The sequence below is a fragment of the Wolbachia endosymbiont of Rhagoletis cerasi genome, from assembly GCF_018454475.1.
Classification (GTDB): domain Bacteria; phylum Pseudomonadota; class Alphaproteobacteria; order Rickettsiales; family Anaplasmataceae; genus Wolbachia; species Wolbachia pipientis.
The window spans coordinates 315,428-327,810 of the sequence record NZ_JADCNC010000009.1 but is presented as its reverse complement, the minus strand read 5'-3'; the positions used below and the strand labels follow the sequence as shown (position 1 = coordinate 327,810).

Here is a 12,383-nt window from a genome sequence, read left to right as displayed (position 1 = left end):
AAAAGCAAAACATAGAATTATAATTTTTATGTCCATATTACCAATTGTAATTGCCCCTGATGAAAGACTAATCACACGTGCCAGTGAAGTAACAGATATAAACGATAAAATTAAAGAATTAGTAAACGACATGTTCGAAACTATGTATGATGCAGAAGGTCTTGGCCTTGCTGCAGTGCAAGTTGGAGTGTTAAAGAGAATTTTTGTTGTGGATGTTCAGCTAGAAACAATTGAAAATGAGCCAGCAGGATATGAATCAACTGGCAAGTTTTGCATGATTAATCCAGAAATTACGGAATTATCTGATGAACAAGTGACTCTCAAGGAAGGGTGCCTTTCAATTCCAGAGCAAAGCTATGAAATTAAGCGTCCAAAGTATTTAACTGTGAAATACAGAGACTTAAATAACGAAGAACAGACGCTAAAAGCTAGTGGTTGGCTTGCAAGGTGTATTCAGCATGAATTAGATCACTTAAACGGCATATTATATATTAGACATTTATCTAAATTAAAGTATGATATGGCCATGAAAAAAGCACAAAAGGTTAAAAAGCATTATGAGCAATAAAGACCTAGAATTATTAAAATTTTACCATGAAGTGGGCGTTGATTGCACACTAATGGAGGGTGAAGAGGAAAAAAAATTGGAGAGCAAAGAGAGTGTACAACCCTCTGTTATCCAAACTGGGACCAAGAAGAAAGATGCAGATATGCGCTGGGATGACACTAAAGATGGAAAAGACATGTTTCCAAGTGATTGGATAATTGAAGCAAGGAAACTTGCAAGCAAATGTAATAGTGTGGATGAACTAAGAAGTGCAGTTGAATCATTTGAAGGTTGTGAGATAAAAAAAACTGCAACTAATACTGTCTTTTCCGATGGTAATCCAAATGCAAAAATTATGCTCGTTGGTGAAGCTCCAGGAGCAAATGAAGACCTTCAAGGCATACCATTTTGTGGTGCAAGTGGAATGTTGCTCGATAAAATGTTAAATGCAATCAATCTTGATCGCACTAAGGTATACATAAGCAATACTGTATTTTGGCGTCCACCTGGCAATAGAAAGCCAACCGACCTAGAGCTTGATATGTGCAGACCATTTGTCGAAAAACACGTTGCACTAGTTTCACCACAAATTTTAATTTTGGTCGGGGGAATCGCATGTTATAGCCTTCTTGACAGCACAAAAACTATATCGAATTTGCGTGGCAGATTTCATACGTACACTAACCAATATTTGTCCAATTCAATCACCACAGCCGCTATATTTCATCCAGCTTACCTACTTCGCCAACCGGCACAAAAACGTTTAGCCTGGGAGGACTTGAAGAAGATTAGGGAGTATCTTGATAACACCAATAACTGCACAAATACCTAATAAAGTGGTAGACCTCTTGCATAGTTTTTTGCAGCATGTTAACAATCGTTAGAAACGAAAAAACTTCCTTGACAAACTCCGCCAGCCCCCCTATCATGAAACTGAAGCTATTGTATTTGCTTTCGCCAATCTGCAGATTAAAAGGTAAGGATTACTTAATGTATCGGCGTCTTATGTTCAATTTTTTGCAGTATATAGATACTGTATGTCTTTACAAAACTTCATCTACATCTAGATTTTTATCTAAATAAGCTGAACGCGCTTATAAAGCGTTACAAGACATCAAAAAATGCCAATACTCGACAGAGATAGTAAAAGACTAGCTAACTCGGGGATTCTTTGTCTTTTTTTCTGCTTAGTAAATTTCTTAAACATTTGCAGTGTAAGTTAGTTGCAATTAAAAGCAGCTGAATTTCGCTTGTCAAGCGTTTAAAACATAAAAAACGCCAATATTTTAAAGCGGATAATAACCCCAGGGCTTCTTTTGCCTTTTTTTCCGTTTGGTAAATTTCTTAATGTTTATAGCTAAACGACAATCGTCATCCCGCTGCTTGTTAGCGGGATCTATGCTTTGAGATACCGCGAATAAATCGCGGTATGACGTAGAGCTCGCGTTAGCTATACTTTTATGCTTACCAACTCAGTATCCAATCAAAATCCTGGATTTCAGTGTCAAGCACTGAAATGACACCAAAAGAGCTACTGCTGTTTTGGATGGAAACCAGTGTCAGCTACTTGAATCTGCCACGCAAATTGCCTGCAAATTGCAATGTTCGTACAGCTGTGCGTCATGCGCTGGAATGGCATCAAGGGGTAACTTTTTATTTAAACAATGATTGTAAAATGATTATAATAAGAGATCTATTGAAATTTTAAAGTTATTAAATATTGACGCTATATACTTAAGTGTTAAAATAGAATGAAAAGTTTTTAGGAGTTTATATGGCAGCAGGTGGGAAAGCAAAGACAGCTAGTAAAAATAACCCTACTCAGCGTAAGAAAGCTGAGCAAAAAATGTATAAAGATAAACCGGTAAAACCTGTTAGATATATAGATCGTGATTCGCGCATGAATTATATGTCTGCTCAATATGACAACGGCAATCTGGTTGAAGATGAGGTAAGCGGCAATCCTATAAAGTGGGAAGCTGTATAATAGTTGTGGTTAAAGTTACTATTAATTCTAAGGAATGTGAAGTAGAGCATGGGCTCACTATAATTCAAGCTTGTGAAGTCGTGGGCGTTGAAATTCCACGTTTTTGTTATCATGAGCGTTTAGCAATTGCTGGTAATTGCAGAATGTGTTTGGTTGAAGTGGAGGGTGGACCTCCAAAACCAGTAGCCTCTTGTGCAATGCCAGTTGCAGAAGGGATGGTTATTCACACTGATACCCCTAAGGTTAAAAAAGCACGTGAAGGTGTGCTTGAGTTTTTGCTAATTAACCACCCGCTTGATTGCCCAATTTGCGATCAAGGTGGTGAATGCGATTTGCAAGATATCACGATGGCTTATGGGAAAGGAACCAGCAGACTTGATGAGCATAAGAGGGCTGTGCCAAAAAAACACTTCGGACCACTGATTGAGACTGCGATGAATCGATGCATTCATTGCACTCGGTGTGTTAGATTTTTGTCTGATGTTGCAGGTACAAATGAACTTGGAGGAATCGGAAGGGGAGAAAATGTAGAGATTAGCACTTACATAAAAAGGCATATTAGTTCTGAATTATCTGGAAATATCATAGATCTCTGCCCGGTAGGGGCTTTAACTTCAAAGCCTTACTCCTTTACAGCGCGTCCATGGGAGCTATCACATTGTGAGACTATAGATGTGCTAGATGCTGTGGGTAGCGCAATTAGAGTTGATTATCGTGGCCCGGAGGTTATGAGGATATTACCAAGGCTGAGCGAAGAGGTAAATGAAGAATGGATATCAGATAAAACCCGCTTTGCCTATGATGGACTAAAAGTTCAGCGTCTTGATCGACCTTATATAAAAAAAGATGGTAAATTAGCCCCAGTTGATTGGAATGAAGCATTAACTGTTGCTGCAAAGAAATTAAAGAATACAAAATCAAATAAAATAGCTGCAATTGCAGGTGATTTAGCAGATTGTGAGTCTATGCTTCTACTCAAAGAAGTGATGCAGAAGCTCGGCTCGGGGAATATAGACTGTAGGCAAGATGGTGCAAAGCTTATACCAAGTAATCGTGGATCGTATGTGTTCAATACCACTATTGAAGGTATAGAAAATGCAGATTTATGTCTGCTTATAAATACAAATCCAAGGATAGAAGCACCGATTATTAACGTAAGATTGAGAAAGAGATATTTACAGGGCAACTTTCCTGTTGCAAGTGTTGGTCCTAACATTGAATATTTGTATCATGTTGAGAAATTGGGCGATAATCCTGATATTTTGAGTGAAATAGCAAATGGAAATCATAAGTTCTGTGAGCTGCTGAGTGCTGCTCAGAGCCCTATGCTGATTATCGGTCAAGATGCATTAGTAAGAGACGATTCTGAATCAGTTCTAGTTCTAGCTGGCAAAATTGCAGAAAAATTTAACATGGTCAGAGATGACTGGAATGGCTTTAATATGCTGCATAAAGCTGCAGCAAGAGTTGGTGGGCTAGATACTGGGTTTGTTCCTAAAAAAGGCGAAAGGGATATTAATCAAATATTGGAACATGCAGAAAGTGGTGAAATAGAAGTGGTTTATCTTCTTGGTGCAGATGAAATTGATACATCAAAATTAGAAAATACATTTGTAATTTATCAAGGTCATCACGGTGATAAGGGTGCACATGTGGCAGATGTTATCTTGCCTGGTGCTGCATATACAGAAAAATATGCAACTTATGTAAACACTGAAGGTCGAGTGCAAAGAACAAATTTAGCTGTATTTCCTCCAGGTGAAGCAAAGGAGGATTGGTTAATTATTAAAAATCTCTCGCAATATTTGGATCTTTCCTTACCATATGATAGTTTATTTGACGTGAGAAAAAAATTAGATACTATCGGTCCACAGTTTAGAAATGCTGATCAAGTGGTAAAAAACACATGGGTACCAATCAGCAGCGGTGAAATAAGCTTAAGTAATACACCTTTTACTTTAAAGGAGTGTAATTTTTATATGACGGATTCAATAAGTCGCGCTTCAAAAATAATGGCAGATTGTACTAAAGCTTTTTATGAACACGCTAGTTAATATTTTATTTATTTTAGTACCGCTACTACTTTCAGTTGCATATTTGACATACTTTGAGCGTAAGGTCCTTGCTGCAATTCAACTGAGGCACGGCCCAAGTGTAGTTGGACCTTTTGGGCTATTGCAGCCATTTGCAGATGCTATTAAGCTCCTGATTAAGGAGCCGATAATACCATTTAGAGCGAGCACCATACTGTTCATTATGGCTCCAATGCTTACCTTTATCTTGGCATTAATTGCCTGGGCAGTTATACCGTTTGGTGCTGAAGTAATTGTAGAAAATGGCCAGCAAGTAGTTATTCCTAAGGTTATAGCAAATATTAATGTTGGAGTGCTTTATGTGCTAGCTATATCGTCGCTGGGAGTATACGGCGTGATTATTGCAGGCTGGTCAAGCAATTCTAATTATGCATTTCTTGGCGCTATACGGTCGGCTGCTCAGATGATTTCGTATGAAGTTTCAATAGGCTTAATAGTTGCTACAGTCGTTATTACCACTGGAACATTAAATCTTGGAGAGATGGTGGTAGCGAAACACAATATGCCATTTTGGGTTGATTTACTACTAATGCCTATAGGAATAATATTTTTTATTTCTTTGCTTGCAGAAACTAATCGTCACCCATTTGATTTACCAGAAGCTGAAGCAGAGCTTGTCTCTGGATATAACGTTGAATATTCATCCATGCCTTTTGCCCTCTTTTTTCTTGGAGAATATGCAAATATGATTTTAGCAAGTGCTATGATGACAATATTCTTTCTGGGGGGATGGTATCCTCCGTTAGAACTTGGTTTGCTTTATAAAATTCCAGGTTTAATTTGGTTCGTTTTGAAGATAATTATACTTTTATTCGTATTTATTTGGATTAGAGCAACAATACCTCGTTATCGATATGATCAGCTAATGCGCCTTGGTTGGAAAGTGTTTCTGCCAATATCGGTGCTTTGGGTGGTACTCATTTCAGGAGTGTTGCTCTTTACTGGGAATTTACCTGGATCCAATGTTTAATTTTCCAAATACAAGATTAAGGCGCAGGCGCTCGAGCAAATGGGTTCGCAATTTAACAAGTGAAAATAGTTTATCAGTAAATGATCTGGTTCTTCCTCTGTTTGTTCATAACAGAGAAGAAACAACTGAACCAATTTCTGGCTTACCAGGCGTAAAGTGTTATTCAATAGATGGATTAGTGTCTATAGTTAAGGAAGCTAAAGATTTAGGAATTAATGCTGTTGCAATTTTTCCTGTAGTTGATAGTAAACTAAAATCTGAAAACGCTGAGGGAGCATATAATTCTGACAACTTAATCTGCAAAGCAATCCGTGCTGTAAAATTAAAGGTACCTGAAATTGGTATTATTGCAGACGTTGCATTGGATCCATACACTATTCACGGCCATGACGGCATTTTAAAAGATAATCAGATGGATGTAGAAAACGATGAAACTATATCAGTGCTGTGTAAGCAAGCGTTTGCTTTAGCGAAAGCAGGATGTGATATAGTTGCTCCTTCTGATATGATGGATGGTAGAATAGGAAGAATCAGAAAATCATTAGATGATAACAACTTTCAAGACGTATTAATATTATCTTATGCAGTGAAATACTGCTCTAGCTTCTATGCTCCATTCAGGCAAGTCGTTGGTTCATGTGGGCTATCACATTCTATAGACAAAAGTGGTTATCAAATGGATTATAAAAATGCGCGCGAAGCAATGTGCGAAATTGAAATGGATATAAATGAAGGTGCAGATTTTATTATGATTAAACCAGGTATGCCATATTTGGATATTATCAAAACAGCAAGTGATAAGTTTAATTTTCCGATTTTTGCTTACCAAGTAAGCGGTGAGTACGCAATGATAAAAGCTGCTGCAAATAATAGCTGGCTGGATTATGACAAGATGATTTATGAATCTTTGATTGGTTTCAAACGTGCGGGTGCAAGTGCAATATTCACTTACGCTGCACTTGATATTGCAAAAAATTTAAGTGCATAAGCCCTATAAAATTATTAAATTTTTGGCGCACGTTCTTCTACTGTTGCTGCATATTACTTAAAGTTTTCCAATACATGTTTTAAGTTGTTGATAAGTCCGTTACAATACAGTATTATAAATAATATAAACCAAGTGTTACTTAGAACATGGGGATTTTTTTTAAATTTTTGGGAAAGATGCTAGGTAAGGTTTTTCCTGCCAAAACAGTAAGCTCTCTTTTAGGAATAGGATATTTACCAAGTTGGCAGAACTATTGGTCTTCTTTTTTAATATTATTTATTGTCGATGTTATATTAATTCTTACATATGGAGGCGAATACTTACTATATAAAATGCCAGACTCAGGAATAGTTGTAGCTGCTGTTTTTACAAAATTGGCAATAGTTATGTTAGTAATGCAATTAATTGGAATATTTATTTTTCATGCTCAAGACCCTTCAGCAAACAGTGGTGAAGAAATAGTAATACAAATAGCGTCAGGGCAAGTACTGACTGTAGCACTTTCAATGCCAGCAATGATGTCGATTTATTATGCTGTAAGTAAACTCTATGGGAGTATATGTAAGCAGATGTTTCAATGCCCATTTTGGTTTAATGATTTTATGCACTTTTTCTTTTTTCTTATGATACCTTACGTATTTTTTAATGTCGTAGAAGTGATAAAACCATGGCCAATAAGTTCAATACAGCTCAGCTATAATAATGCAATGTCAATTACATTTGAGGGGATTTTTCACACATTTTATGCGGTGATTTTACTGTATTTAACAGCATTTATATTCTGCGATTTAACTATGCATGATGCAATTGTCCTAAATAAAAGCATAATTCAGTATGTGAGGGAAAGTTCAGCAGTTTTAGGTGATTATTTACATGATACTGTTAAAAAAATAGGTATTGAATAGTACTTATTTATTTATATATTTAGTATAAAAAGTGTGCAATTTGTGTGAACTTACAAAGTATAATAAAAGAGTTACAAGATTTTTGGGCTAGTGAAGGATGTGTTATACTTCACTCATACACATCTGAAGTTGGTGCTGGCACATTACATCCTGCAACAATTATGTCTGCAATTGATACAAAACCGGCAAAAATTGCATATCTACAACCAGTAATTAGGCCAGCAGATGGGCGCTATAGTGATAATCCTAATCGTTTGTATCAACATCACCAATATCAAGTTATAATAAAGCCATCTGGTAATAATTTACAAGACGTCTATTTAGATAGCTTAAAAGTTCTTGGCATATCTACAGAAAAATATGATATTAAGTTTGTTGAAGATGATTGGGAAAATCCGAGCGTTGGAGCATCAGGACTTGGATGGGAAGTTACATGCAATGGAATGGAAGTAACACAGCTTACTTATATACAGCAAGTTGGAGGGATTGACTGCAAGATGATTCCTGGTGAGGCGGCATATGGGTTGGAACGTTTAGCAATGTGCATACAAGGTGTAGATAATGTTTACGATATAACTTGGAACGATAACGGTGTAACTTACGGAGATATTTTTAAACAAAGAGAATATGAATTTTCTTATCTAGCGTTAGACTATTATGATACTAAAGTGGTACAGCAGCAATTCGAAGATACGGAAAAATTGTGTAAGTTCCTTATTGAAAAGGAGCTACCAATGGCAGCTTATGACCAATGTATTAAAACTAGTCACCTACTTAATCTGCTTGATGCAAGAGGTGTGCTTGGTGTGAATGAACGTACAGCTTATATTGGTAGAGTTAGAGAGCTGACAAAAAAATGTTGTGAATTGTACATGAGTAAATAGCGTATGTCGTTGCAGTTATTATTTGAGTGCCTTTCAGAAGAAATACCACCGAGAATGCAGAATGTAGCTGCAACTCAAGTTAAGAGCTGTATTGCCAATGTTTTTAACAAAAATAATGTAAAATTTACATCAATGGAGGTTTTTATAACGGCACGTCGCATTACCCTATTTGTCGACAACATAAATGCTTTGGAGCTAAAGGATTCCAATAACGAAGTTAAGGGACCAAACATTAACGCACCAAAAAGTGCTATCGAAGGTTTTTTAAGAAAATATCAGAAAAATGAAGAAGATTTGCTCGTTCGAAAAGTAAATAATGAGGATTTTTACTTCATTAAAAGAGAAAGCTGCTCATTTAACATCAGAGAATTCCTCAAAAATCAACTAGGAGAAATATTAAAAAGTTTCTCTTGGCCAAAAAGTATGAGATGGGGCAAAGGAAAAGAAAGGTGGGTTAGGCCAATTAAAAACATTTTATGCATTTTAAATGACGAAATAATACCTGTGTCTTTTGCAGGGATCACAGCATCTAACACAACATATGGCCATCGATTTCTCTCAAGTGGTACAGCGTTAACTGTTAAAGCACCTAAAGACTATTTTGAATTGCTAGAAAAAAACAGTGTAATTCTCCAAATGGACAAAAGAAAGCAATTTATACTAGATCAGATTAATAAATTCACAAAAGAGCAGAATTTACAACTTGAGAAAAATGATTATTTACTAAATGAATTGACAGGGCTTATAGAGTGGCCAATCGTACTGTTTGGTGAAGTGAATCAAGAAAAGTCATTTGGATTACCGAAGGAAGTAATACTTAGTATAGTTAATACACAACAAAAATACCTTGCTTTAAGTAATGGAAAGAGAATTTCACACTTTGTCACTGTTGTCAACGTCAACAATGGTGAAGTTGTTAAAGGACACGAAAGAATATTAGAAGCACGTCTTGCTGATGCCCAATTTTTAATATCTCAAGATAAAAAGGAAAATCTAGATTATTATGTCAAAAAATTAGGTTTGATATTATTTCATGCTTCACTTGGCAGCGTGGGGGAAAAGGTGAAGCGTATTACGGCTCTGTCAAAGTATATAGCTATATTTATTCCACATGCTTCGCTGATAAAAGTTGAACGCGCTGCATATTTGGCAAAAGCTGATTTGGCAACATCGATAGTAAGAGAGTTTCCAGAATTACAAGGAGTAATGGGTGGATATTATGCTTCTTATTTTCAAGAAGATAGAGAAATAGTGGAAGCTATAACTGAGCATTATAAGCCAATCGGGCCAGAGCAAGAGTGTCCTAAATCTCCTTCTGCAATTGCTGTGTCAATTGCAGACAAAGTGGATAGCTTAGTTGGTTTAATTGCAGCAGGTGAGAAAATCTCTGGTTCGTATGATCAGTTTGGTTTGCGGAGAATGACAATTGGTATAATTAGGACAATACTTGAAAATAATTTGCATATTCCAATTAGGCTACTGATAGACAAGTCAGTATCTTTATATTCAAGACTTCTATTTAATAAAAATACAACGTCAGTTGATAAGCCGAATAGAAAACAAATTTCAGAACTAGTATTGAGATTTTGCTTAGAAAGATTCAAGGTTATTTTAAAAAATAGAGATATAAGGCAAGATGTTGTAGATTCAATACTATATAAAATCGATATTAATGATCTGCTGACAGCAGAAAAGCAAACTGTTATATTGGATCGTTATCTTAGTATGCCAGAAGGTGAACAGATTCTAAGCACTTACAAAAGAGTCAGTAACATGATGAGCAAAGTAAGAAAAAGTGATGGCACTACTTATAGTGCATCTTACGGTAAGAGGTTTTTGATTGAAAGTGAAGAAATTGCGCTATCAAATTGTGCTATAACTGCTTGTAAAAACATAAAACAAGCGATAAAAAATAACCACTTTAATGTAGCACTTGATGAACTTGCTGGTTTTGCTCCGTTTATCAATCAGTTTATGGACAGTGTAAAGATTAACTGTGATTCTGATAAGCTGAGAAGAAACAGATTATCTTTGCTTGAAAATGTAGTTTCCATCTTTCATTTAGTAGCAGATTTTAACCTCATACAGGTTAAGCAATGGATAAATGCTCAGGCAATATAAAGAACAAATCAAATCATCTCCACAGTCCTGTGGCGTGTATAAGATGGTCGGAGATAAGAATAAAGTTTTATATGTTGGAAAAGCAAAAAACTTAAAGTCGAGATTATCCGACTACCTTCAATTCGAAAACCTTTCTGAACGAATTAGAGTTATGCTCTTACAGGTTATTAAGGTTGAAATATTCATCACTGAGAATGAAATCGAAGCACTGCTTCTTGAAGCACAGCTAATAAAATCATTGAAACCACTTTATAATATTGTGCTCAAGGATGGAAAATTTTATCCTTATATAACAATTTCCAAGCACGATTATCCAAGAATAGCAAAATATAGAGGCAAATTTAAGAAGAATGAGTTTCATTATTATGGTCCCTTTACATCTGCCGCTGCTGTTAAGCAAACTATATTGTCATTGCAAAAAGCTTTTCTCCTAAGAGTATGTTCAGATCAATACTTTTCCTCAACAAAAAGACCATGTATTGAATATCAAATTAAGCGCTGCTCAGCACCATGCGTAGATAAAATCACAAAAGACGACTACTGCCAATCAGTAAAACAGGCACGAAATACATTGCTTGGAAGAAATAAGGAAGTGAAAGAACAGTTACTTTTCACAATGAGAAAGTGCAGCAGTGAAGAAAACTATGAGCTTGCTGCTATATATAGAGATCGGGTAAAGTTTCTTGAGCAAATTCAAATACAGCACACGGATTTTTCTTTTGAAAAAGATGCAGATTTCTTCAGTATTGTACGTGAAGAGGATCTAGCATGTATTAGTGTGTTATCGTTTAGAAATAAAGACAACTACGGCAGCACTCCTTACTTTGCCGAGAACTGTGGTGATCACTCAAATGATGAAATTTTATCCACCTTTTTGGTCAATTTTTATAATTCAGCTAACATACCTCCAATACAAATTTACGTTCCAGATTCTATTGTGGATAAGGAAATTATAGAACAAGCACTATATAAGGTTGCTCAAAAGCCAGTAAAAGTTCTGCGTGCAAAGAATAAAAAAGAGCGTGATTTATTGAAATTTGTTTATGATAACTCTCAGCATAGCTTAGAGCAGAAGCTTATCGATTATAGAAATAACCTAGAAAAGCTTGAAGAGCTTAGCAAAATCTTCTTGTTACCAAACATTCCAAAGCGTATTGAGGTTTATGACAATAGCCATATATTTGGAAACCAACAAATTGGTGTAATGGTTGTTGCAGGGCAGGAGGGTTTTTTAAAAAGTGAGTACAGAAAATTTACTATAAAGGAAAAATTTTCAGGCGATGACTATAAAATGATGAGGGAAGTGCTAACCAGACGTTTCTCCGGCAATATAAAAGGCATAATACCTGATTTTTTACTGATTGATGGTGGACCAGGACATGTTTCCATAGTACAGAATGTACTGGAAGTATTGAATATAAACGTTCCTTTTGCTTGTATGGCAAAAGGTCCTGATCGTAACGCAGGAAATGAAAGATTTTATATGCTGGGCAGGGAAGAATGCAGTCTGGCAAATGACAGCAAAGTCATGCTTTACTTACAATCGCTGCGTAATGAAGCCCACCGTTTTGCGATAACTTCACATAGAAAAAAACGCGATAAACAGTTTATAGTTTCACAATTAAGCAAAATACCCGGCATTGGCAACAAAAGAAAAAAAGCGTTGATGTCTTATTTTGGTTCAGTGAAAAATATAAGCAAAGCTTCTCTGGCTGAAATTCAAAACATACCTGGAATTAGTAAAGGTTTAGCAGAAGTTATTCTTAAACACGTAAATTATAAGAGAGGAGTACTGGAATGACACAAAACCCGTTTTATTATTAGGGAATTTATATCTTAAAACCGCAAAAAAAGGTGTGCGTATTTGTGAAAAAAAATCTCCATAAAA

The 12,383-nt window shown here is 35.9% G+C and carries 11 protein-coding genes; all 11 read left to right on the top strand.

Going from position 1 to position 12,383, the window contains the following annotated elements:
- The first annotated feature begins 28 nt into the window (after positions 1-28).
- A complete protein-coding gene (gene def, locus INQ25_RS04025) occupies positions 29-568 on the top strand; it encodes a peptide deformylase (RefSeq protein ID WP_213863115.1) in 540 nt (179 codons plus the stop codon).
- On the top strand, positions 558-1,379 hold the full coding sequence (locus INQ25_RS04020) for a uracil-DNA glycosylase (RefSeq protein WP_213863114.1): 822 nt from the start codon (positions 558-560) through the stop codon (positions 1,377-1,379). The genes def and INQ25_RS04020 overlap by 11 nt, the downstream gene beginning before the upstream one ends.
- A gap of 669 nt (positions 1,380-2,048) precedes the next feature.
- Positions 2,049-2,255: a hypothetical protein gene (locus tag INQ25_RS04015; protein ID WP_049973611.1), complete on the top strand. Its 207-nt coding sequence runs from the start codon at positions 2,049-2,051 to the stop codon at positions 2,253-2,255.
- A 66-nt stretch (positions 2,256-2,321) separates the two neighbouring features.
- Positions 2,322-2,534, top strand: coding sequence for a hypothetical protein (locus INQ25_RS04010; RefSeq protein ID WP_006279675.1), 213 nt, complete (start codon positions 2,322-2,324; stop codon positions 2,532-2,534).
- 5 nt (positions 2,535-2,539) lie between these two features.
- The gene (gene nuoG / locus INQ25_RS04005; RefSeq protein WP_213863144.1) at positions 2,540-4,588 is read left to right on the top strand and encodes an NADH-quinone oxidoreductase subunit NuoG; all 2,049 of its coding nucleotides are present in this window, start codon (positions 2,540-2,542) and stop codon (positions 4,586-4,588) included.
- Entirely contained in the window at positions 4,572-5,597 is a 1,026-nt protein-coding gene (gene nuoH / locus INQ25_RS04000; RefSeq protein WP_213863113.1) for an NADH-quinone oxidoreductase subunit NuoH, read from the top strand. Before nuoG ends, nuoH begins: the two co-directional genes overlap by 17 nt.
- The gene (gene hemB, locus INQ25_RS03995; RefSeq protein ID WP_213863112.1) at positions 5,590-6,585 is read left to right on the top strand and encodes a porphobilinogen synthase; all 996 of its coding nucleotides are present in this window, start codon (positions 5,590-5,592) and stop codon (positions 6,583-6,585) included. Before nuoH ends, hemB begins: the two co-directional genes overlap by 8 nt.
- 146 nt (positions 6,586-6,731) lie before the next feature.
- Positions 6,732-7,490 (top strand): phosphatidylglycerophosphatase, encoded by a 759-nt coding sequence (locus tag INQ25_RS03990; RefSeq protein ID WP_213863111.1) that lies wholly within the window; start codon positions 6,732-6,734, stop codon positions 7,488-7,490.
- Between the two features lie 44 nt (positions 7,491-7,534).
- Positions 7,535-8,374, top strand: a complete 840-nt coding sequence (locus INQ25_RS03985; RefSeq protein ID WP_213863110.1) for a glycine--tRNA ligase subunit alpha — start codon at positions 7,535-7,537, stop codon at positions 8,372-8,374.
- Positions 8,375-8,377: 3 nt separating this feature from the next.
- Complete coding sequence (gene glyS / locus INQ25_RS03980) at positions 8,378-10,495, top strand: glycine--tRNA ligase subunit beta (protein ID WP_213863109.1); 2,118 nt, start codon at positions 8,378-8,380, stop codon at positions 10,493-10,495.
- Complete coding sequence (gene uvrC, locus INQ25_RS03975) at positions 10,479-12,296, top strand: excinuclease ABC subunit UvrC (protein WP_213863108.1); 1,818 nt, start codon at positions 10,479-10,481, stop codon at positions 12,294-12,296. The genes glyS and uvrC overlap by 17 nt, the downstream gene beginning before the upstream one ends.
- Positions 12,297-12,383 lie beyond the last annotated feature (87 nt).

What these genes read in the sequence shown, in the direction of transcription:
- def (WP_213863115.1), top strand. Translation starts at nt 29, where the DNA reads ATGTCCATATTACCAATTGTAATTGCCCCTGATGAAAGACTAATCACA.
- INQ25_RS04020 (WP_213863114.1), top strand. Translation starts at nt 558, where the DNA reads ATGAGCAATAAAGACCTAGAATTATTAAAATTTTACCATGAAGTGGGC.
- INQ25_RS04010 (WP_006279675.1), top strand. Translation starts at nt 2,322, where the DNA reads ATGGCAGCAGGTGGGAAAGCAAAGACAGCTAGTAAAAATAACCCTACT.
- nuoH (WP_213863113.1), top strand. Translation starts at nt 4,572, where the DNA reads ATGAACACGCTAGTTAATATTTTATTTATTTTAGTACCGCTACTACTT.
- hemB (WP_213863112.1), top strand. Translation starts at nt 5,590, where the DNA reads ATGTTTAATTTTCCAAATACAAGATTAAGGCGCAGGCGCTCGAGCAAA.
- INQ25_RS03990 (WP_213863111.1), top strand. Translation starts at nt 6,732, where the DNA reads ATGGGGATTTTTTTTAAATTTTTGGGAAAGATGCTAGGTAAGGTTTTT.
- glyS (WP_213863109.1), top strand. Translation starts at nt 8,378, where the DNA reads ATGTCGTTGCAGTTATTATTTGAGTGCCTTTCAGAAGAAATACCACCG.
- uvrC (WP_213863108.1), top strand. Translation starts at nt 10,479, where the DNA reads ATGCTCAGGCAATATAAAGAACAAATCAAATCATCTCCACAGTCCTGT.